This window comes from Caballeronia calidae, assembly GCF_900044055.2.
Taxonomy (GTDB): Bacteria; Pseudomonadota; Gammaproteobacteria; order Burkholderiales; family Burkholderiaceae; genus Caballeronia; species Caballeronia calidae.
The window spans coordinates 29,434-51,800 of the sequence record NZ_FCOX02000052.1 but is presented as its reverse complement, the minus strand read 5'-3'; the positions used below and the strand labels follow the sequence as shown (position 1 = coordinate 51,800).

Annotated in this window: 18 protein-coding genes and 1 pseudogene; 9 read left to right on the top strand and 10 right to left on the bottom strand. The window is 60.3% G+C overall.

The annotated features are described in order from the left end of the window. The coding region (locus tag AWB78_RS48615; RefSeq protein WP_232477962.1) for a hypothetical protein at window positions 1-184 on the top strand (184 nt) is incomplete at its 5' end. Window positions 185-190: 6 nt separating this feature from the next. Here the strand turns inward: AWB78_RS48615 and AWB78_RS50155 are convergent. Then, complete coding sequence (locus AWB78_RS50155; protein WP_082883499.1) at window positions 191-742, bottom strand: transposase; 552 nt, start codon at window positions 740-742, stop codon at window positions 191-193. Window positions 743-995: 253 nt separating this feature from the next. On the opposite strand from AWB78_RS50155, the gene AWB78_RS32040 reads away from it, so the two are divergent. From AWB78_RS32040 to AWB78_RS32015, 5 genes are all read left to right on the top strand, one after another. Continuing rightward, on the top strand, window positions 996-1,586 hold the full coding sequence (locus tag AWB78_RS32040) for a BPSL1445 family SYLF domain-containing lipoprotein (RefSeq protein WP_062610643.1): 591 nt from the start codon (window positions 996-998) through the stop codon (window positions 1,584-1,586). A gap of 87 nt (window positions 1,587-1,673) precedes the next feature. Next, window positions 1,674-2,246 carry a Na/Pi symporter gene (locus tag AWB78_RS32035; protein ID WP_062610638.1) on the top strand — a complete coding sequence of 191 codons (573 nt, stop codon included), beginning with the start codon at window positions 1,674-1,676 and terminating at the stop codon, window positions 2,244-2,246. Between the two features lie 905 nt (window positions 2,247-3,151). Next, the gene (locus AWB78_RS32025; RefSeq protein WP_062610636.1) at window positions 3,152-3,421 is read left to right on the top strand and encodes a hypothetical protein; all 270 of its coding nucleotides are present in this window, start codon (window positions 3,152-3,154) and stop codon (window positions 3,419-3,421) included. A gap of 461 nt (window positions 3,422-3,882) precedes the next feature. Next, window positions 3,883-4,563, top strand: a complete 681-nt coding sequence (locus tag AWB78_RS32020) for a hypothetical protein (protein ID WP_062610635.1) — start codon at window positions 3,883-3,885, stop codon at window positions 4,561-4,563. Between the two features lie 937 nt (window positions 4,564-5,500). Next, window positions 5,501-5,923: a hypothetical protein gene (locus AWB78_RS32015; RefSeq protein WP_062610634.1), complete on the top strand. Its 423-nt coding sequence runs from the start codon at window positions 5,501-5,503 to the stop codon at window positions 5,921-5,923. A 55-nt stretch (window positions 5,924-5,978) separates the two neighbouring features. On the opposite strand, the gene ppk2 is transcribed toward AWB78_RS32015, so the two are convergent. The 3 genes from ppk2 to AWB78_RS32000 form a co-directional block, all read right to left on the bottom strand. Beyond that, window positions 5,979-6,812 (bottom strand): polyphosphate kinase 2, encoded by an 834-nt coding sequence (gene ppk2 / locus AWB78_RS32010; RefSeq protein WP_082883497.1) that lies wholly within the window; start codon window positions 6,810-6,812, stop codon window positions 5,979-5,981. Between the two features lie 97 nt (window positions 6,813-6,909). Next, window positions 6,910-7,167, bottom strand: a complete 258-nt coding sequence (locus AWB78_RS32005) for an RNA recognition motif domain-containing protein (RefSeq protein ID WP_062610641.1) — start codon at window positions 7,165-7,167, stop codon at window positions 6,910-6,912. Window positions 7,168-7,770: 603 nt separating this feature from the next. Next, window positions 7,771-9,534: a SulP family inorganic anion transporter gene (locus tag AWB78_RS32000; RefSeq protein ID WP_062610633.1), complete on the bottom strand. Its 1,764-nt coding sequence runs from the start codon at window positions 9,532-9,534 to the stop codon at window positions 7,771-7,773. Window positions 9,535-10,311: 777 nt separating this feature from the next. On the opposite strand from AWB78_RS32000, the gene AWB78_RS44055 reads away from it, so the two are divergent. Further along, window positions 10,312-10,614, top strand: a complete 303-nt coding sequence (locus tag AWB78_RS44055; RefSeq protein ID WP_074173580.1) for a DUF4148 domain-containing protein — start codon at window positions 10,312-10,314, stop codon at window positions 10,612-10,614. Between the two features lie 1,124 nt (window positions 10,615-11,738). Further along, window positions 11,739-13,259, top strand: coding sequence for an MltF family protein (locus AWB78_RS31995; RefSeq protein WP_232477961.1), 1,521 nt, complete (start codon window positions 11,739-11,741; stop codon window positions 13,257-13,259). A gap of 484 nt (window positions 13,260-13,743) precedes the next feature. Here the strand turns inward: AWB78_RS31995 and AWB78_RS45425 are convergent. The 6 genes and pseudogenes from AWB78_RS45425 to AWB78_RS31970 form a co-directional block, all read right to left on the bottom strand. Beyond that, window positions 13,744-14,018, bottom strand: a pseudogene (locus tag AWB78_RS45425) (IS5/IS1182 family transposase); the annotation flags it as partial. Between the two features lie 231 nt (window positions 14,019-14,249). Continuing rightward, entirely contained in the window at window positions 14,250-15,512 is a 1,263-nt protein-coding gene (locus AWB78_RS31990; RefSeq protein WP_232477960.1) for a multidrug effflux MFS transporter, read from the bottom strand. A 54-nt stretch (window positions 15,513-15,566) separates the two neighbouring features. Then, window positions 15,567-17,231, bottom strand: a complete 1,665-nt coding sequence (locus AWB78_RS31985; protein WP_062610631.1) for a 3-(methylthio)propionyl-CoA ligase — start codon at window positions 17,229-17,231, stop codon at window positions 15,567-15,569. Window positions 17,232-17,292: 61 nt separating this feature from the next. Next, on the bottom strand, window positions 17,293-18,585 hold the full coding sequence (locus AWB78_RS31980; RefSeq protein WP_062610630.1) for an MFS transporter: 1,293 nt from the start codon (window positions 18,583-18,585) through the stop codon (window positions 17,293-17,295). A 128-nt stretch (window positions 18,586-18,713) separates the two neighbouring features. Continuing rightward, a complete protein-coding gene (locus tag AWB78_RS49585; RefSeq protein ID WP_063959057.1) occupies window positions 18,714-20,123 on the bottom strand; it encodes an alpha/beta fold hydrolase in 1,410 nt (469 codons plus the stop codon). Between the two features lie 13 nt (window positions 20,124-20,136). Continuing rightward, the gene (locus tag AWB78_RS31970; RefSeq protein ID WP_062610629.1) at window positions 20,137-20,985 is read right to left on the bottom strand and encodes a TauD/TfdA dioxygenase family protein; all 849 of its coding nucleotides are present in this window, start codon (window positions 20,983-20,985) and stop codon (window positions 20,137-20,139) included. Between the two features lie 125 nt (window positions 20,986-21,110). Between AWB78_RS31970 and AWB78_RS31965 the strand changes: the two genes are divergently transcribed. Further along, on the top strand, window positions 21,111-22,094 hold the full coding sequence (locus tag AWB78_RS31965; protein WP_062610628.1) for an AraC family transcriptional regulator: 984 nt from the start codon (window positions 21,111-21,113) through the stop codon (window positions 22,092-22,094). Window positions 22,095-22,367 lie beyond the last annotated feature (273 nt).

Here is a 22,367-nt window from a genome sequence, read left to right as displayed (position 1 = left end):
CCCGCGGACTACGTCACCTTGCCAGTGTCAGCAAGTCACCGCCGCTTCGGCTCACTTCCTCTCGCAGCAGAGAAAGGACATCCCCCGGTACTACGACGTCAACTCCTCCGGGTTCTGCATTCCAGACATGCTCAAGCAGCTTCACCCCCATGCGGGCGGGCTACGCTGGCTGGGCGTACTGTAGGTGGCATCAGCCACCCACAGTATGTTCGGACCTGCAGCACTGAAATGCCGGCGTACCAGGTCCGGCGCACGCCGTGCCCCCGCGCGTTGCCGCGTAGTACGTGGCCAGTGCCCCCGGCTTGCGCCGAAAAGACCAGCCATGCGCATCAGACGCGCACCCGCTTGCGTCCCACATGCACGCCATCACGCGCAAGCTGCGCATGAATGCGCGGCGCCCCGTACGTGCCACGCGAGCTTGCATGCAGGGTTCGGATGCGCGCCAGCAGTTGTGCGTCGCTACGCTCATGCGCCGAGGGCTCACGCACCAGCCACGGATGTCACGCTCCATCTTCAGCTGCCGCACTTCACGACGCAACCGTGTGAGTTCCTGCCGCTCGGCCGTGGTCAGCCCGTCATGGCGCACACCGGCATCGCGATCGGCCTGCGCGCACCAGTTGACGATGGTCTGCGCCGTCGGTTCGAACTCGAGCGCGAGTTCCTCCGGTGTACGCCCGGCCTTGACCAGTTCCACCATATGCGCCCGGAACTCTGCTGGGTACGGTGTACGAGTCTTGCCCATTTCGGCACCTCCTCTTCAAAAAGAATAGGTGTCCGTTTTCGCGAGTCAACCTCAAACTACCGTCGGCAGCGCTCAGCGGCCATGGCGCGATCGAAAGGTTTGCAGGCCGCAAATGCGGAAATCCGCCCTCTTGTGCGCAAGCTGCAACTTAGCAAATCGAGCCTCCCGTTTCACATTGCCTGTGCTATAACTTGGCGTGCCTCACCCTCCCGCTCTATGGGATTACTGGAAAATTCCACGATGGAGAACCATGATGCAAAGACGGAACTTCATGCTGAAGTCAGCCACCGTTCTGGCACTGGGGGGCCTCGCGCTTGCCGGCTGCACAGCTAACCGAAACGCTGGAACCGAGCAAGCTGCAGGCGCTGCTGATCTGCGCCGCTCTATTGACGCCGACGTCGACAGTACACTCCAGCGTCTTTATTCCACGGTCGGCGGCTCACGTGAGTTGGTCGCGAAGGCCAGCGGCGTGCTCGTATTCCCGTCCGTGATACAGGCCGGCTTTATCGTCGGCGCGCAATACGGCAAAGGCTCCCTGCGCGTAGGCGGCAGCACGGTTGGCTATTACAGCACCACTTCCGGCTCGTTCGGCCTTACCGCAGGCGCACAATCGAAGGCGCTAATCTTCCTGTTCATGACTCGGGACGCACTCGACAAATTCCGCAACTCCGACGGCTGGTCCGCAGGTGCGGACGCGTCAGTGGCCCTTGTCAGGATCGGCGCAAACGGCAAGATCGATACGACCACCGCGACCAAACCGGTCCAGGCGATCGTGCTGACCAACGCGGGCCTGATGGCTGATGCGTCGCTCCAGGGAACGAAAGTGTCGCGTCTGAATGAGTGACCTAGTTACTCAGGGCTTTGGCGGCAGCAAACGAAGACCCTGCGGCGTGACCCGTCCGAGTCACGCCACAACGACGATTTGCCAACCTTGCCCCATGCAGGGTTTGTCGCGCGAGACAAGCAATGGCTGGCCCTCGCCGCGGCTCCATGGGCGGGCGTGCTCGCCGGGCTCGTCTTCACCGCGCTCGTCCAGTCAAGCAGCGTCACCACGGGAGTAGCAATTCTCCTTGTTCAGCAGGGTGTGCTACCTCCGGAGGCAGCAATCCCGATCGTCATCGGCTCGAATGTCGGTTCGACGTCGACCGCGCTCATTGCGGGACTCGGCATGAAACCGGTCGCCCGGGCAACAGCGATCGCGAATTTTCTCTTCAACGCCGCGGGGATGATCGTCTACTACCCGTTCCTGCGACCATTCTCGCGTGTCGCTGTGGAACTGGCCGCCAACCCCGGCATGGCGGTCGCCCGGGCGCATTTGATCTTCAACCTCACCGTCGATCTTCAACCTCACGGTCGCTTTGCTTTTCCTTGTTGCACTGCCGTGGATCGAGCCACCGCTTCGCAACTGGCTGCACGCCGACGTCCAGCCCTCGCGTCCCGCCTCGGCGATGTGACCTTCCCGACAGAAACCGCACTTCCCTCGCGTCAACGCTCGGCGGCCTAGGCTCGACAAATCGACGATCCTGTCGGTTTGGCCGACGGCTAGACAGTCCCAAGTTAAAAACGGGCGTCGGACGTCAACCTTCTTTCTTGCTATTGTTAGGGAGAGTTCTCCCCGGCGTGACGGCCGTGGCCAACAGACTGACGGTCAAGAAGCCCCTTGGTTGCCAGTAAAAGACGGGTTCTGACATCGGCACGGCTGAGTCGTCAGGATTCTGGATGACGCGCCGCGCTAGGTGTACTCGACTCGCCTCTGGCCCGACGACTGTGGTGAGTTCGATAACCGTCATTCGTCTGGCGCCTGTGATTGGCCGTTGTTGGCCGGGACCGGGCCGCCGGCGAACGCATGCGACCCATCTCGGCCGCTCGACTCTCGGTACACCGAGCGTCTGTTGATGAGGTGCAACGGTCACTCGCTCGCGGCCTTCGCCGACGCGTCGTCGGCCTTGCCCGTTCGGATCAGCCACATGGGTCACGTCTTGTTTGAGCTCTCGAGCACGGAGCGAGCCAATGCACTGGCCAACATCGGTCGCAAACGGCTCTCGAAGACGTTTTCTATTGCGCAGTTTCGCTCGGTGACGGTAAGTTAGCGGCCGGAATTGCGCGGCAGCGCTCATTCAATCGAAACTCGAGATCGCGAGCTGGCCAAGATTTGTTTCGTGACTTCAGGCTGCAAAATGTATCAGCGCCGCACGGCATGATGTTGTGTTACTTTGTGACGAGCGGGCGCCATTCCCAGCTTATGAGTTGTAGCACAAGGCCAAAGGTATTGCGATGGAATGTCACCATTGCTGTAGTACTAATGGCCCTCGATCCAGCATTCTCGTCAGCCCAGGAGTTGGCCCTATACATGGGGCGCTTCAACGACAGCTGACCGCCGTTTTCAACCAAGCACGAAGGAGCGTGAAAATGCTCGAATCAAAAGACGGACTTTGGAGGTGGACGGGCGCAATGCTGGTCACAGCGGGACTCCTGGCGCTATCGAGCGCTGCCCTGGCCACCAATCAGTCTCAACAGCGCCAACAAGGAAGGAACGCAAACCAGGCAGCCAAACAGGAAGCGCGCGCGGGCAAGGTCGACTGCCGAGCTGCAAACCAGAAAAGCAACTCCCAGTGCCGGCAAGACAAACGCGACACGAAGCAGCAAGGCCGCCAGGAAAAGCGCGACATCAAGTACTAGCGCGGGTTGCGTGAGTCTCCAACAACAGGGTCGCCGGGCAACCGTGCGGAACGGTGTGTCAGGGCCCTTGGCCGCCCCCGCGGCGCCGCGCCCAATGGCGGTGCGGATGCGAACACCGTGACGGTCGCCGCGGCGGAAATTGGCCTCGACGGGTGGTCACTTTGTGCCCGATTGCGGCAACAGGGCAAACGCGGAACGAAGTTTAGCGCGCGCGGGGCGTCAATTGCGACAAGACCAGTAAGCAGAAGCTCCAGTTAATCCGGGACCAAAAACCGCCCGGACTGCGAAGTTGATCTAGATCATTGCATCGGCGTGGGAAAAGCGAAAACTAAGGAAGTCGCAGTGTCGCAGGCCGGCGTGAAATTAGAGAAACCGCCCTGTGTCTCCTTCGAATATTGTTTGCGCGAGATGTCTGCGTCGGCACCTAGGGCAACCTGGCGACTATCCTGAGTCGATTTCATATGAGCACGATCACATCGGTCGGACACGCTGAACACGAACAGCGCGAGCCGATTCTTAATACCGTCGACCGCGTCTGTGAACTATGTTTTGGTTTGTTCATGGCCTTGACGTTCGTCGGCGCCGTAAAGGCAGTCACTGCCGGTGAAGACGCTGGATACAAGATGTTCCTCGCCGCGCTTGGGTGTAATCTCGCATGGGGCCTGGCCGACGCTGTGATGTATCTCGTACGCACGCTCGCCGATCGAGGTCAGCGCCTGAACCTCGCACTGACCGTGCGGCGTGAAGGAGATCAGGCGGCCGCCGTCCGTGCGCTGCGTGACGCATTGCCCCAGGCGCTGGAACCGTTCGTTGAAGACGCTGATCTCGAGCGGATTCGTGCGCGCCTGGCCGCCGTACCGACGCTACCCGTTCGAGCGAATTTTGTGCGGGACGACTTCGTCGGCGCACTCGGCGTCTTCCTGCTCGTTGTCCTGGGAACATTCCCGGTCGCGGTGCCGTTTCTCGTCCTCAATGATCTTACGACAGCGCTCATCGCCTCGCGCATCCTCACACTCGCGATGCTTTTCACGGCGGGATTTGCGCTGGGCCGATACACCGGAGCGGGGGGAATTAAAGCAGGCTTTGCGATGATCGCGCTTGGCGTTTTTCTGACGATAGCAATCATCGCGCTGGGCGGGTAGTCGACCGCCTGAAGCTTTATCTGGACGAGTTTGGTTACGGGAATCGAAGGTCCCCAGAGACGTCTCGTACAGTGTATCTGACGTAAGAGCGCCTTCGCCATGCAAGGAATTATCGTCAGCTTTCCCGAACGCCGAAGCCTCGTGTAGTCACTGCAATCGATTCGGAGGATCTCAGAACTCTCGCTCTTCAATCTGACGACCGGATCGCACGCGCATTGGGTTTCTGTCTCCAGGCGTTTTATCAAACGTTGCGATCTGACATACGTCATTTAAGCGTCAACGTGCCAAGTTCAGTTAAAACGTAACGGCACCACACTAATAGGTGAGGCAAGATCCATGGGGGTATCAGCCGCAGTCTTCCTTATATCGGCTGGATTTCTTGCCAGCACTACAGAAGCGCCGACCTCGTCGGCAGTGACTGTGCCTACCCATGCTCCTGGTTCAGGTGAGGGCAACACCGAGCCGCAGCCCCGTCCAGAGTTGCCGGGGATTAATGCTCCGCACTCCTAGTTGTGACGAGTTAGAAGTTCATTACATTCTTTATCGGTCTTGTCTGGGACGGTGAAATGTTTCCTGAAAAGGCGTTCAGACTCGCGTAATCCTTCGTCGGTAAAGACCACTGATATCGTCTTGTTGGCTGCGGTGCGCCTGTTCTTCGAGACACGCGTCGCGAGCAGAAAGACAGCGAACACCGGCGCGATCACTGGCATCGTCAGTCCAGCGTGAAACTGATCGAGAGGCACGACAACCGTCCCAACAGCCATGCGCAGACCACGTCGGCCGGGACGCAAGAGCCGATTGTCCAGGAACGTGGGAGACACGGCTCATCAAGCGCAGAAACACTCGAACGAGCGGATTGAGAGGATTGCTCTGACTCGGACACGTCATCACCTCGGCCGGCCCGCCCACCCCGGATATGGCTCAGGCACGCACGCTCATGTCTCTCAAGCTGTATGCGGTATTCGGTACACAACTCACACCCGTTGCGTTCGCGATGATCTTCGGCATCAGTCTGCTTTTGTCAATACTCGCTATTATGCCGGTCGCGGTCGGGTCCCGTGTGATGGTCAAGGGTATCTCGTCGCGACGGAGTTCGTGCCAAGGGCGGCGCTGTCCCACCGCCTTCTTCGGCATAACTTACAGCGCGATCCTTTTCGTGGCGGTGGGGATATGCTCTCAGGAAGGCGCGCCGACCAACTTCGGCCGGTTCCCGCGCTACGGATTGTCGATCACGATGCGCCCGCTCGGGGTCACGGCGATCTACGTGGCCGTGTTGTCTGAGTCATTCCGCTTGAGAGCATTCTGCGGGGTCGTTTCACCAACTCCGACTCTCACATGGTCGGTCAGCATCGACCGTTGACGCGCGGGCGAGACAGCTGGATGATCGGTGCGTCACGTCGGTCCCGGCGCAGCTTTCAGAAACGCTCGGAGACGTATCTGAGCGGACGGTCGCTCTCGCGATAGCCTTCCGGCTTCTGCCGCTTCGGCAGCTTCACTTTCTCTCGCCGCACGGGCTCGTACGGAATGCTCGCGAGCAGGTGGCTGATCAAGTTCAGACGCGCGCGCCGCTTGTCGTCTGAGCGCACCACGTACCACGGCGCCTCATCTGTGTCGGTCGCTTCGAGCATGTCGTCTCGCGCGCGCGAATAGTCGTACCAGCGGCTGTAGGAGCGCAGGTCCATCGGCGAGAGCTTCCAGATTTTGCGCTCGTCGTGGATACGATCCTCGAGACGGCGCGTCTGCTCCTCCTGCCCCACTTCGAGCCAGTACTTGAGCAGGATGATGCCCGATTGGATGATCGCGCGCTCGACGAGCGGCACGGCCTTCAGGAAGGCCAGCGTCTGCTCCTTCGTGCAGAAGCCCATCACGCGCTCGACGCCCGCGCGGTTGTACCAACTCCGGTCGAAGAGCGTGATTTCCCCCGCTGCGGGGAGATGCGGCAGATAGCGCTGGACGTACATCTGCGTCTTCTCCCGCTCGGTGGGCGCGGGAAGTGCGACCACCCGGAAGACGCGCGGGCTGACACGCTCGGTGATCGCCTTGATCGTGCCGCCCTTGCCGGCACCGTCGCGTCCTTCGAACACCACGCAGACCTTCGCGCCGGTATGAACGGCCCATTCCTGGACTTTCACCAGCTCGATATGCAGGCGCTCAAGCTCCTGCTCGTACCGCTTCCCGCTCAGGCGCTCAAGCGCGCTCGCGCCTTCGTGGTGGCTTCTCGAGTCGTTGCCAGTTTTTTCTTCCTTCATTGCTAACTCCCCTTGGTTCAGCACGCGGGCTGGGCCATGCCAAGGCCGCCACCACCACGACGCACGCAGCACGCATTCCCAAGAACATCAGGCCTGCTCAGGTTTCGTTGCGTTCGGGCATGACCTGCACCACGAGCCTGTGATTCTTCCAGAACATGTTGTGGATGCGCGGCTGAAACCTGCGCAGCACGTGCGGCTCGACTGAATCAAAGCTCACGACCGCGGCCGGATGCTCGCCCGTGCCAGGCACACGCTGGATCGAATCGAACGAAGGGAAGCCGTAGTTGCAGAGAAACGCCCGGATCTCGTCGTCGGTCGTTTTCTCTTCGACATTACCTAGCCAAAGATCACCCATCCCAAAGTCCTCCGCTTGCCACGTCCAATCCTGCAGCATTTGCTGGCGCCTTTAGCATAGTATTCAATCCAGCGGTTCATTCCGGTCTGTTGTGCTTTCCCGACCTGCGCTACGCGAGCGGACCGAAGACAGTGACGAAGGTCACGATGCGAATCGCGAGCGCCAGCGTGCTGTGGCGGAAATCGGGCCTCACCTCATTCGGCACACAGACATCAAGACTCCTACGGTATGAGCCCGCCGACGCAGACGAAAACACGGATCGCGGCGGTCAATGCGAGGGCTGGTTCGTCTCATCGATACCTCCAAAACGCGGTGGGCGCAATAGTCTGTTTCAACAAATCCCGGATCGCCATGTGAGTAAGCACAGTCAATGCGACGCACATGGCGTCCGACGCTCCATAGCCTAAAGTCCTGCGCGTCGCTGTCGAATCGAACGACGACACCGAGCCGCATCTAGCTTGAGCATCGGAGCTGTCGCCCGCGAGTTCGAACGACTTACCTCTCAGTTTCCAGGCGTGGCGGTTGTCCCGTTGATCGCGTCGCCGATGAGAATTGTGTGCAAGCGGCCGCGGGCTTGCTGCTCAGGACAGGCTTCGCCAACGCTCAAGTCTTCTTCTCTTGATCGGGTCGTATGGCCTCGCTGGGAGCATCGAGATAGGCGTCGACCGCACTGCCCAAGGTCGGATGAAAGCACGCATCGGAGAAGATCGACGTCAGCTCGAAGCGCCGCAGTTTGTCGCGCACGGGGTCTTTCATCTCCGCGAAGTGCAGTTCGATGCCACGCTGCCGCAACGCGCGATACAGTTCGCGCAGCATGTCTGCGGAGGTCACGTCGACACTCGTTACCGGCTCTGCCGCCACGACGACGCGCTTCACCGGCGCGGCCACAACGTCAACGGCTTCGACCACGCGCTGCTGAAAGAGCTCCGCGTTCGCGAAGAACAGCGGCGCGTCCCAGCGAAACAGCAGCAGCCCGGGAACCTGTGCCGCGTTCGGGTATCGCTTCATGTCGTGGTAGCCGCGCAGGCCGTCCACGCGGCCGAGCACGGCGAAGTGCGGACGCCAGCCGTCCCATAGAAATTCAATGACCGCGATCACCACGGCGATGCAGATGCCGGGTATCGCGCCGAACACCGCGACGCCCACGAAGCAGCACATCGACAGCCAGAACTCCCATTGCTGAATGCGATAGATGCGCTTCAGGTCGCTGAATTCGAAGAGGCCGATGGCCGCGGCGATCACGACGGCCGCGAGGGCGCTGTTCGGCAGATGCCGCAGCAGGTTGGGCCCGGCGAGCAGCACGGCCGCAACCGCAAGCGCGCCGACGATGCCCGTCACCTGCGTTTTGGATCCCGCGGCCTCGGCGACGGGCGTGCGCGACGAGCTGCTGCTGATCGGGAAGCCCTGGAAAAACCCCGCTGCGAGATTGGCGATGCCCAGTCCGATCATTTCCTGATTTGGATCGACGCGGGTGTTGGCGCGCGCGGCGAAGGTGCGCGACAGCACGCTCGTGTCCGCAAACGCGATGAGCGCGACCGCACAGCCGCCGAGCACGATCCGCACGAAGTCCACGCCGCTCGGCAAAGGAAGCGCGAACGCGGGCAGTCCCTGGGGAATCGTGCCGAGCACTTTCACGCCCGCCCTGTCGAGATGAAACACATTGACGCACAGCGTGGCGAGCACGACTGCGATCAGGATACTCGGCACCTTCTCGAATCGCTTGAGGAGCAGAATCAGCACGAGACTTCCCGCACCGACGGCGAAGCTATACCAATTCGATTGTCCCGCGGCGATGGCCTTGCCGAGCGTCAGCAGGTCGCGCAGCGGTCCCTGGTCGTCGAACGAAATCGCGAAGAGCTTGGGCAACTGACTGATCAGCACCGTCAGCGCGATACCGTTCATGTAGCCATAGCGAATGGGCTTGGATAGCAACTCCGTGACGAAGCCCAGTTTGAGCGCACCGAACACGACGCAGACGATGCCCGAGACGATCGCCATCATGCTCGCAACGGCGATTGCGCGCGAGGGGTCGCCCGCGGCTGTCAGCGTGATGACCGCGAGCACCGGTGCCGCAAGCGCTGAGTCCGGTCCGAGCACAAGGATCCGGCTAGGCCCGAAGATCGCGTACGCAATGAGCGGAACGATCGTCGCATACAGGCCGCACACGCCGGGAACGCCGGACGCCTCCGCGTAGGCGACGCCGACCGGCACGAGCATCGTCGTCAGCACCAGCCCGGCGACGATGTCGTTCTTGAGCCACGCCGCCTGATAATCCCTGAGCATCGCGACGCCGGGAAGATGACGCACCCATCCGCGCACGAGTCCACCGGCGCGTGGTTGAGGCTGAAGGGAATGGTCCGACGACATGGACGATTGGAATGACAGAATGACAGTTCGGTTACATTCGTTGTAGATCGTCTTGCCGCGCTTTCAAGTCGTTTTTGCGCGATTCTAGAACGCACTTGGTTATACGGAGAGTAAGCAACCACTGCGAACTTGAGCGAAAACGCGAGGAAGGGTTTTCCTATCGAAGGTAAAAATTAGAAGCAAAAAAGAAGCTACGTGGACGATTTATGCTCCCGCGTACCGCTTGTGCTCCGAGTCGCGGAACATATTCTTGCTCGGATCACCGCAACGCGAGACAGGACCATAGGCGATGACCCCGCACTTGAAGTCACCCCCAGTCCGAAAGTCTCAGTGCGACATACGCGGCTATGCGACTCAGCGCTATTTGTCGGCGAAGTTTCTGATATCTAGACTCGCCCAAAATCGATCCGCTGCTGCGGGGTCGCACGGTCTCGCTTTCAGGGGAAGCTAGCGGAGTGGCCCGGTTGTTCGTACCGGTATTTCCGGCAAAAAAGTTCGAAGGGCAAGGATGATATTGGTGGCGTAGATGTGATGTCTTGATGCAAGTCAACGCGACATCTGTTTTGTGAGGTATCGTTGCAACAGCGTGAACGCTCAACCGGCTCATAACGTCGTGCTGCGATTCTCGCAACGCGGTGCAGATCGAGTGATCTCGCGCGCTCGCCGATATCCACATTCGATCAAACGACCACTGCATTTGCTCGACCTTTCTTTGATCGGCTGACCGAAAAGTTAAACGCGAGTCAGCCGGAGTAGCTAATCAGGAGGTAGCGCATTATGAAGACTTTACTTCGCACAGCTTGCGCGGTCGCCGTCATTGCTGTGCCAATTGCATCGCTGGCCCAGTCGGGCGGAGCGCTGACGCGCGCGCAAGTGCAAGAAGAAATCGCTCGGCTTCAGCAAGCCGGCTTCAATCCGGCCAATGCGAATACCGTCGACTTCCCCACCAATATGCAGGCGATCGCTCCCAGTTCAGCAGGCCAAGGCAGCGGATATGGCTCTTCGACCAACGGTTCGTCGCAAGTGGGCCGTCCGGCCAGCACGAGTGGGATGAAGCCGGTGTTCTTTGGCGCGTCATAAGTACTTTCGCCTGACCAAGTCGAGCGGACGGGGGCATGCCCGTTCTCCATGGGACAGCGTGGCGCGTCGTGCTATACGCGCGAACGGGTGGTTTCCGCGGCCACCCGAACGCCTAAAACCGGCATGACGACGTCGCCTTTCGCCGATTCGGCAATCTCTCAGGAAGTTGCATGAGGACGGGCCGGTAGTCCTAACTATGCACTGCATAAAAAATCGGAACCCCGTTGAGCCTCGTTACGCCGCAAGGCGTTGACGACTGCAAAGGTCATCGAATAGCCGTGCGCCGCTTCCAATCGAATGGCCGATCGCAAGTAATTAGCACCATTTGGTAACGGTTGCCGACATCTTAAAGGCCGAGCAACCACCGATTTGAACGGCGCCTCCTGGCTGACCTTTGCCGGATGAAATCCATCATCGACGCGCTGCCGTCGGCGGCCACTTTTGAAGCTCGTATGGAAAACCGAGCTTCCTGCCGGCGCGGCAGTCGCCGCCGTCGCCGACGATAGTACGGTGCGCAGAGCCTGCTCGAGGGTGAGCGTAGTGGTGGTCCCCGATGCACCCCACCAAGGAACCCGACTGCAGTTGATCGCGTTGGCAATGTGAAGCACAACGACCCGAGGGGCCGTTACGCGAACGCTGGACGAGATAGCGGCGCGCGGTCGAGTGCAGCATTGTCGAACAGATCAGCCGCAGCGATGTTCAGCAGCATCTTGCTGGCCGTCGACGTACCCCCCACCGAGTCAAGCAATGGTTGTACGGTTCGGATCGCGCCTTTCGCGAGACGGTCAATGTGATTTCCAAGTTGCACCGAAGGGCCACTCGAAACGCTCAACAAGGGATTGGTTTTCCCAGGGCAAGCTCACTTTCGAGTGGGCAATAATTCTGCCTTTGCCAGCGACTATCTTGCCCTACACTGTTGTAAAAAGACGGCGCGCCCATGGCAGGCCTGTTCTCCTCGCCAACTCGCTCTTGCCCTTTGTGCTTTGACTGAAGGGAGCGACTCTGTGAATAAAGCGTCAGAAGCCGCTGGAGGGTTACAACCGCTCGACGATTTCGATGTCCAGGAACAAGGCCGCAGGCGCCGTAACTGCGGAGGCAAAAATAAAACTGACGAGGCGTGAATCATGTTGAGAATGCCCCACTTGCGAACCCGTCGCCTAGCTCATTTTTCGTCCCGTTTGTGGCTGTGCCTCTTCGCCATTGCGGCCCTTGTGTGTACCTTCTATGCCAGTCCGGGTCGCGCGGCAGACGCCGTCAATTCGTCAGTGAAGCCGCAGTCGAGCAAACTCACCATCGACCCGAAGGAGATACAAAAGCCTTGGACTGGCGATCTCGACGGGATGGTGCAACGGAGGGTCATTCGAGTACTCACGGTTTATAGCAAGACCTTCTACTTTACGGACCAGGGCGTTCAATACGGCACAACCTACGAATTTGCTGGGTTATTCGAACAGGATCTGAACAAGAAACTTGCCACAAAGCATATCAAGGTTAAGGTCTACCTTATCCCCGTACCCCGGGACCAACTTTTGCCAGCGCTGATTGCCGGCAAGGGTGATATTGCGGCGGCTAACCTTACAGTCACGTCTGAACGAGAAAAATTGGTGGACTTTTCCGCGCCGACTTATACCAATGTTAGCGAGCTGGTATTGACCGGTCCGGCCTCACCGAAGGTGTCGAGCGTTGATGACCTGGCAGGGAAGGAGATCTTCGTCCGCAAATCGTCCTCCTATTATGAGAGCCTGGTCGCACTGAACCAACGCTTTGCCGCGCAGCAGCGGCCCGCGGTGAACATCAAGTTGGCTCCCGAAGAACTGGAGGACGAGGATCTGGCCGAGATGCTCAATGCGGGACTAATTCCGCTCATCGTTATGGACAAACATAAAGCTGAACTTTGGAAACAAGTCTTTCCCAAACTCACGGTCCACGACGAGATTGCGATCAGGAAAGGTGGCCAGATTGCATGGGCGATTCGCAAAGGCAGCCCGAAGCTCAAAACTGCGGTTGACGATTTCGTTGTTCGTCACCGTCAGGGCACCGCAGCGGGAAACATGATCCTGGTGCGCTATCTGAAAAATGGAAAACATATAAAGAATTCGGCGTCCGAGTCGGAACGCAAGAAATTTCTCGACCTCGTGCAGTTCTTTAAGGACTACGGCGACAAATATCAGGTGGACTGGCTGTTGATGGCCGCTCAGGGATATCAGGAATCCCGCCTTGATCAGAGCGTCAAGAGTCGGGTTGGAGCTGTCGGCGTAATGCAGATCATGCCCAACACGGGAAAGGAACTGAATGTCGGGGATATCAGCAAGACCCAGCCAAACATCGAGGCTGGCGTCAAGTACATGCGAGTCATGATAGATAGGTATTACGCCAACGAGCCAATGACCAATTTGGACAAGGTCCTGTTCACGTTCGCTTCATACAACGCCGGTCCGGCTCGCGTTGCGAAGCTTCGCAAAGAAGCCGCTGAGCGAGGACTGAACCCGAACGTTTGGTTCCACAACGTCGAGTACGTCGCTGCCGACAGAATCGGAGCAGAAACCGTGACGTATGTCAGCAATATCTATAAGTACTACATTGCTTATCAGCTAATCATGGACGCCAGAGCGGCAAAAGAAAAGGCCGTGAAGGATATGAAGTGAAGCGACTTTGCTACACGCCTCCCTTAAGACCCTCTCGTTGCATTTCGCCAGTCCTTCGCTGGGCATTGTCACGTTGCTGATGGGACGGGACGGCAGCGTGAAATGACGTCGTAGAAAAGTCAAGATCTCTCTACGACGGGCCGCTTCACGTCGGCGGAGATCAGCTGCGCGGTGCGGTGGTACTTCAGTTTCAATCGAGTCGGCGCGATATCGAAGCCTTCGCGGTGTCGACGCTCGATCGAACTTTCGCATTCCGACTGAAGAGAATGATCAACGGAAATTCATCACCCGTGTTAGGCCACGCCCAGCGCCGGCAGCTGGTGCGAGAATGTTCTCGGAATAGACCGTTAAGCCGGGGCTCTTATGACGTAATCCCGATGTGATCGCTGCAGCGCGACCGGCGTAGGTTTCGTTCGTGTCGAATTGATGCCGAACGTCGTTAATTCAGGCGCAACCAACGCGGGGTCCTCGCCGATTTGCGCATCTACGCCGCTCTGCCGGCGAGCGTACGCATGCGCGTGAGGTTGTAGGCCGCCTGCGTCAGGAGGAACATCTGCTCGACCCGCTCGCGGCCATGATACATCGCCTCACGAATCCGGCCGACCGTCTTGCTCCAGCCGAAAACCTGACCCAGCGTGTCTTGCAAGCGTCCATCACCGAACCACGTCCACGGCCGTCGTTGTGCGCCACATGCGGCGTCACCCGATTGACGCGGCAACTCGCCGCGCCCCCCGTGTCATAGTTCTTGTTGGCCACAACAAGATTCCAAGCCTCGAAACCTGGCGCCTGCGGAATTGCAAACACAGCAGGGAGCCAGGCAGGTAGGATGCGCGGTGTTGTACTGCATGCCAGTCACCATCCATCTCCGATTTTCGGAGGACGGACGACCTTCACGGGTTTTGTGACTTTCATCCAGACAGAGGGCTACAGCGCAGACCATGGACACGATCTACTCGATTGCTGACGGTTTACGATTCTCTCGCGTCCTCATCAAGCCGACCCATTACGACGACGACGACTACCCGATCCAGTGGTCCAACGTTGCGCCGCTACGAACATGACCAGACCGAGCAACTGCAGCCCTGTCATGCAAATGGCCATCTTGATGGTGGAGTCCAGTAGCTGGACCAGCAACGCCGACAAGAGGAAATTGCCGAACTGCTGCGTTGTGACATAACCACTGGATGCCAGCCCACGCCGCATGGGAAGGCAGTCCAGCGCCAGAAGTTGCAGGCTCGGTTGCGTCATGATCATCCCGGTGGCAAAGACCGGCAATGCAACCAGGGCCCAAGGCATTGCCGGGGCGCGCAAGGTGCAGACGACAAGGTTGAACGTGCCGGCCAACAGCATGACGGCATGCCCAAGCAGCACGCTGTGCACCGGGCTGATCCGGCCCGCGATACGATGCGCGACGAACGATCCGAACAGAATGCCGGCCACGATCGGGATGAATACCCAGCCAAAAGACTGAGCGCTGAGGCCGAGATACTGGGTCACAAAGCGGGGCGCGGTAAAGACATAGACATAGATGGCGACGTTGACACCGGCATTGGCGAGCGCCAGCGCGATGAAGCGGCCATCGACCAGCATGGCGCCATAGGCGCGCGCGAGTGACACGGGGTGGAGCGGATGCCGGCGCGCCGGCGGCAAGGTCTCCGGCACCCAAAGCCAGCAAGCGGCAAGAAGTGACGCAGACACCAGAGCCAGGAAAACGAAGATGCTGCGCCATCCGATCCACAGCAATAGCCAGCCACCGCAGACTGGTGCAAGGGCCGGCCCCAATGCGAAGATCATGGCGACGAGTGCCATGACCTTCTGCGCCGTCATGCCATGGAAGACGTCCCCGACCATCGCCCGGCCAACGATGACACCGATACCGGCGCTGACTCCCTGCAATGCACGCCCCGCGTGAAGCCCCCAGATGCCGGTGGCACACGCACAGACCAGGGAGCCGAAGACGAACAGCGCGCAGCCGAGGAGAATCATCCGTCGCCGGCCTACGGCGTCGGAGATGGCGCCGTGCCACGGCATCATCAGCGCGAAGGGCAGCAGATAGGCAGTCAGTGACTGCTGCACCTGTACCGTCGTGACATGCATCTCATCGGCAATGACCGGAAAGGCAGGCAAATAGCTCGCGATGGCAAATTGCCCGAGCATCGACAGTCCGGCCACGACGGCTGCCATAGCGGCGATACCCGGGAGGATCCCCGTGTTCGCCGTTTCGCGTGTTACCAGCATGGATGGTGTTTTCATCTGAATGCCATTGGGCTGCTCCGCCTTTACGGCAGGAGCCACTTGCCGAGATTCTCATTGCGGCGAAACCTGCCCCTCAAGTTCGAGGGCTGTAGCCATCGACACCAGGTGATTGCCGAACTCTTCCCGCAAGCGGTTCTTCAGCATCTTGCCTGTCGCACCCAGCGGGATGGCATCCAGGAACACCACGTCGTCAGGCGTCCACCACTTGGCGATCTTGCCTTCGTAGAAAGCGAGCATCTCTTCGCGCGTGACCTTCTGCTCGGATTTGGTCACCACCACCAACAACGGGCGCTCGTCCCATTTCGGGTGCTTGGCGGCAATGCAGGCCGCCATGGAGACAGCAGGATGTGCCATCGCAATGTTTTCCAGATCAATCGAACCAATCCACTCTCCGCCGGATTTGATGACATCCTTGGCACGGTCCGTAATCTGCATGAAACCGTCGTCGTCGATCGCGGCCATGTCGCCGGTCGGGAACCAGCCATCGATCAGCGGATCACCACCTTCGCCCTTGAGGTATTGATCGACCACCCAGGCGCCGCGCACCATCAACTCGCCACTGGTCTGGCCATCCCAAGGCAATTCGTCGCCGTCCGGGCCAACGATCTTCATATCGATTCCGAAGAGTGAACGTCCCTGCTTCGCCTTGACGCTTGCCAACGCTTGCTCGTCCAAACTGTCATGCACCGGTTTGAGGACGCAAGTCGTGCCGAGCGGACTGAGTTCGGTCATGCCCCAGACATGAATGACTTTTACGTCGTGGTCCCTTTCGAAGGCCCGCGTCATGGACGGCGGGCAAGCGGAGCCGCCGATCACCGTACGACGCATGGTCGAAAACTTCAGCTTATCGGCCGCCACATGAGCCAGCAGGCTTTGCCAGACGGTCGGCACGCCGGCCGACATCGTGACGTCCTCGCTCTCGAACAATTCGTAGAGCGACTTGCCGTCCAGGACGGCGCCAGGAAATACCAGCTTGGCGCCGACCATGCAGGCGGAATACGGCAAGCCCCAGGCATTGACGTGGAACATCGGCACCACCGGCAGAATGACATCGCGGGCCGACACGTTCAATGCGTCGGGCATCACCGAGGCATAAGTGTGCAGCACGGTGGAACGGTGGCTATAAAGCACGCCTTTGGGATTGCCGGTGGTGCCCGACGTGTAGCATAGTGAACTGGCGCTATTCTCATCAAGCGTCGGCCACTGGTAACGGTCGTCCTGCGCCGCGATCAGTTCCTCATAGCACAGTAGATTGGGGATCGTGCTTTGCGCGGGCATATGGGCGCGATCCGTCAGCAGGACGAATTGGCGTATTCCTTTCAGCCGTGTCGCCATCGCTTCCACCAGCGGCAGGAAAGTGAGGTCGAAGCACAGCACGCGATCTTCTGCATGTTCTGCGATCCATACCAACTGGTCAGAATGCAGGCGCGGATTCAAGGTGTGCAGGACGGCGCCCGAACCCGACACCGCGTAGTAAAGCTCCATGTGGCGATAGCCATTCCAAGCTAGTGTCCCGACGCGCTCGCCAGGCTTGACGCCGAGCTCGTTCAACGCCTTCGCCAAGCGGCGTGCGCGTGCTGCAAGGTCGCGGAACGTGTAGCGATGAATGTCGCCTTCCACGCGACGCGAGACAATCTCCCGCTTACCATGGTGGCGCTCGGCATGATTGAGCAGCGCAGAGATCAACAGGGGTTGGCTCATCATTTGGCCGTTCATGGGTAACTCCTTGATCGAGACAGTGTTTTGCTTAAAGGCTTGAACCGGGTGCGTGCGAACGTCATTGCGAGCACTGGCATTGCGGCGCGAGTTGCCCGCCTGACGGGCAGGGAGTGTTGGCACGTACCTTCGCGGCAACCAGCAGGAAGAATCCGGCCGACGCGATGACCAGAAAATCGGTGCCCAGGAGCGCGGTGGTCAGCGCATGCGAAGACCCAGCAATGTTCAGGCGGTCGCTGATCGCTCCGACCGCGGCACTACCCATCGCGATTGCAAAAATGTTGAGCAGCAGCATGGCAAAACCGGTGACGGTCGAGCGCATCTGCGGCGGAGTCAACGTGTGCATGACCGAAAGGGCCGGGCCGTACAGGGCCAGGGGCAGGAAGAAGCTGGCGCACATGCCGGTGTAGAAGAGGGGTGATCCGGGCTGTGCAAAGCGGTAAGCAACCATCAGCGGGCCGCACAGCAGGATCATCGCCACGATGACGTTGGCATGCCCGCCGCGCATGCGATTGCCCAGACGATCACCCAGCACGCCACCGACCGCGGAACCGAGTACGCCAAACATGATCTGCAGGAGCCCGATCTGGCGGGCAATGGCAGCAGCATCGAAGCCGCGCTCGCGCACCAGCCACAACTGCACGAACGAGAGCCCCGCGAACACCACGTTCACCACGGCGAAACCAATGATGGTCCACAAGACAGCGGGTGTGATGCGTATAGCGTCCAATGTGCCGCGCACCTGCTGAACGAACGGCGCGCCGCGCGGTGACGCTTCGTGGGCATCGCGGCGGTCCTTGAACAGCAACAAGCAGACGGCAATGACCGCGCCAATCATGCCCAGCAGATAGAACGTGCCGCGCCAGCCTTGCGTCACCCCGAGCGTGCCGGCCAACAGGAAGCTCAAGCCGACACCCAACGGAATGCCCATGAAGAACACACCTACCGCGGTACTGCGCCGCTGGGCGCTGAATAACTCGGTCAGCAATGACACGGCGGCCGGCACCAGCGCGGCTTCACCGGTGGCGACCAGAAAGCGCGCGACCACCATCTGCTCGAAGTTATGCGCTGCGCCTGACGCGGCGGTGCATACACTCCAGATCAGTATGCCCACGGCCATCACCCGCGTGCGGCTGAAGCGGTCGGCGAGCGTACCCATGAATACGGCCATTACGCCATAGCTCAGCACCCACACCGCACCGACCAGCAAGCCATACTGTGCATTGCTCAGGGCAAGGTCCCTGGTGATCTGGGGCGAGAAGCCGAGCAGCATGTTGCGATCGATGTGCGCGAGCACATGGATCACGAGCAGCATGGCCAGCACGCTGCGTGGATAGTTTTTCCAGCGAATCATTGTCTCCTCCGGCGGGAATCGTGATGCCCAAATGGCTTGCGGCAAGCTTCAAACGGCTGTCGGACCGAAGCGGCGGCACCTACTGCGCGTTGCCACGCATGCCAGCGCCGCCTGGTCCCGTGCGTGTCTCACACGCTGAAGCTGGAGATATCGATTGGCTCGATGTTGTTGGTCCTGCAGTAGCTCAGGTAGCGGTCCATCATCGATTTCCAGTTCTCGATCGCCAGCACAGCGCCTTCCGGCGACAGCAGGTTCCAGTCGCCCTGGACGATGTTGAGGGTGATGACCTCTTCGTCCCCCACGCTGACCGGGGTGTGGCGGCTGCCGGCGGTCTCATAAACGAAGCTGCCCGGCGTGGCCACCCAGTCGTGCTCCAGGTAGCGCCAGGAGCCCTTGAGAGTGGACACCATCACGGTGCCGGCGTGATGGTGCAGCGGCAGTTCGGAGTTCGGCGGGACCTTCAACAGCGTGATCCACTGGCCGCTGATCGGGTCGACTTTCATGATCTTGAGCAGGATCTGATCACTGTAGGGCGTGAAGGGCACCCACGGCAGTGCCTCGACGTCGATCAGTGCGGTGTCAATTTTTTCGTAAAACATGGCTGTTCCTTCTTGGCGGGTTGGGTTCAACGGTGGGTTGGCTTTCTTCGCCCGCCTGGCCGACGCTTCGCTATCCAGGCGGCCGAAAAACTCGGTCAGTTTCTCGACCACCCAGGCGGGGCGTTCCTCGGCAATCCAGTGGCCACAGTCAGGGGCGATACCGCCGGTGACGTCGTCGCACATGCGCTGCCAGGAATCCATGGCGAAGTAGCCGCGCCCGACGTTGGGGGCGCCGCCGCCATAGACCAGGATCGGCATTTGCAGCTTGCCGCCCTGGCGCACGAACGCCTGGTGGTCTCGTGCGTCCTGCGGCATGGCGCGGTAGTAGTTGAAGCCAGCGCGCATGGCACCGGGCTGCGAGTAAGCGCGCACGTATTCGCGCTGCGCTTCTTCAGAGATGGCGTCGGGCCGTGCGCCGCCCTTGCGGTACATGTGGCGCAGGTAAACATCTTCGCGGCCGGCAACCAGGGACTCGGGCAGGTCGGGTTCGCCATGGAAGCCGAAATGCCAGCGCGGGATCCCGTTGAGCGCCGAGCCGTCGCCGATCACCGGCGCATCCAACACCGCCATGGCGCGGACCGCGTCACGGTGCTGAGCGGCCAGCGCGTAGGCCACCGGACCGCCCCAATCGTGGGCCACGACGTAGAAAGACTCTTCGCCCAGTACGTCGTGCATCAGGTGCCAAACGTCCTGAGCCACGGTCTTGGTGTCGTAGCCGCTGTTCGGACGCGACGAGTCGCCCAGGCCGCGCATGTCGAGCGCCACCACGCGGTAGTGCTGCATCATGCCTGGCAGCACGTCGCGCCACATGTACCAGGTCTGCGGCCAGCCGTGCAGGAAGACCATCGCCGGTCCCTGGCCGCCGGTGACGTAATGCAAGCGCACCTCGCCCACATTTACATAGTGGTGCGTCAGTTCAATATTGAGGTTTCGGTCCATGGCTTCGGGTCTCTCAGAACGGGCGCTCGCCCTGGACGGTGGCGCGGTTCATCTTGCGGTGGCACGGTGGGTAGTCCATGACCGCGTAGTGCTGGGTGCAGCGGTTGTCCCAAATCGCGACCGAACCGGGGCTCCAGCGCCAGCGCAACTGGTACTCGGGAATGAAGCTCTGGCTGATGAGGTAGCTCACCAGCGCCGATGCGCCCGGTTGCCAATCCTGACCGAAGCGCACGTTGCGCGCGGTGTGGTAGTTGGTCAGGTGGGTCATGAAGGCGCCCGTCATCAGGCTGCGTTTGCCGGTCACCGGGTGGGTGCGCACGATTGGGTGCTCGGGATCGGGGAAGCGCTCCTTCATGGCCAGACGCTCGTCGATCGGCTTGGCGGCCATGAACGTCGCCTCCATGCTGTGGCGGCCGCGCAGACCTTCGATGGTTCCCTTGATGTGGTCGGGCAGGCGGTCATAGGCCAGCTCCATGTTGGCCCACATGGTGTCGCCGCCCACGGGCGGGCACTCCAGGCAACGCAGCACGGCACCCATCGGGGGGCATTCACGCCAGGTGGCGTCGTGGTGCCAAGCGTTCTCGTAGCGCTCGGGCGGGCTTTCGGGGGTCTTCCAGATTTGGATGATGCCGGGCTCGCCGCTGGTGCTGGGTGCCAGCGGGTGGGTTTCGAGTTCGCCGAAGGTGCGGGCAAACGCGGCGTGCTCAGCGTTGCTCATTTCCTGATCACGCGCGAATAGCACTTTATGCTTCAGCAGCAGTTCATTGATTGCACCAGCGAGGTCGTCATTGCGGCCGGCTTCGGCGAGATTGACGCCCTGGAGTTCGGCGCCAAGGGCACAGGTAAGAGGGACGACTTTCATGAATATCTCCGGTTTAGAAGCGCGACTAGTTCGGCTTTCGATGAGTGAATTCTGCGAGTCGAGCAGCTTTTCAACTTGACAAATCGGGAATTGAGGTTGACATTTCGGGAAAGCGAGGGTTAACTATGATCACCGTCCGTTCCGCCGCTTTGACCAACTTCGAACGCGTTGCCGCCGAATACGGGTTGGACGCACATGCTCTGGTGGAGGAAGTCGGCCTGCCCTATCGTTGCCTGGTCGACCCCGACCTGGCACTGTCAGCGGTCGCCACGAGTACCTTGCTGGAAACCGCGGCGCTGCGCGCCCATGAGCCAGCGTTCGGGCTGCGCCTTGCGGCGTCACGGCGCCTGTCCAACCTGGGGCCCCTGGGCCTGCTGCTGCGCGATCAGCCCACGCTGCGGCACGCATTGGAGACGCTGGTAACGCACATCCATACGCACAACGCGGCGATGACGGTGTCGCTGCTACAAACCGGTCCCTGGGTGTCGATACGTGAGGAAACGCTGCTGAAAAAGGGCGTGCCGTCGCGGCAGGCCACCGAGTTGGCGATGGCCACCACGTTCCGGCTATTGCGCATCTTTCTGGGTGAAAACTGGCTACCACACTCGGTGACGTTTCGGCACGTGGCGCCGCCGGACGGGGCTTGGCACCGGCGGATTTTTGGCTGCCCGGTACGGTTTGGTCAGGAATTCAATGAAATCGTCTGCAGCGCGCGCGACCTGGAGGCCCCCAACCCGGGCGCCGACCCGGTGATGGCGCGTTATTCGCAGCGCTTACTGGAAGCCGACCAGAACAATAAGAGCGGCATGGTTGAGCGGGTGCGGCATTTGATGGTGCTGCTGCTGCCGCGCGGGCACTGCAGGATCGAGGTCGTGGCTCAGCACTTGGGCGTGGACCGGCGAACCGTGGCCAACCACCTGGCCAAGGAAGGCACCAGCTATTCGGTGCTGTTGAACCAGATGCGGCTTGAGTTGTTGGAGAACTATCTGCACGATGGCTCGCGGCAGTTCTCGGACATTGCGACGTTGCTGGGCTTCTCGGAATTAAGTGCCTTCTGCCGTTGGCACCGCGCCCAGTTCGGCGTCAGCGCTACTCGCGCCAGCTCCTGACCGCACGGGGTTATATCGAAGTGGCTTTGACGTTGGTAGCACCGGCTTTCAGTAGTACGTCGCGGAGATGATTCGACCGACCACAGGAATGGCCAAGCACTGTAGTGGCTAGGGAGTTGTCGCTACCACTACCGAAGCCTGCGCCGGCCAGGCCGTTTACTTACGAAGGTCCGGTTTCGGCCGCAGCAGGCTTTTGTGATCCCGGCCCCTCCGACAGCAGCCGGACTTTCAGTGACAACTGGCGATCAACTCGTCGGGCGGCCTAAAGGTTTA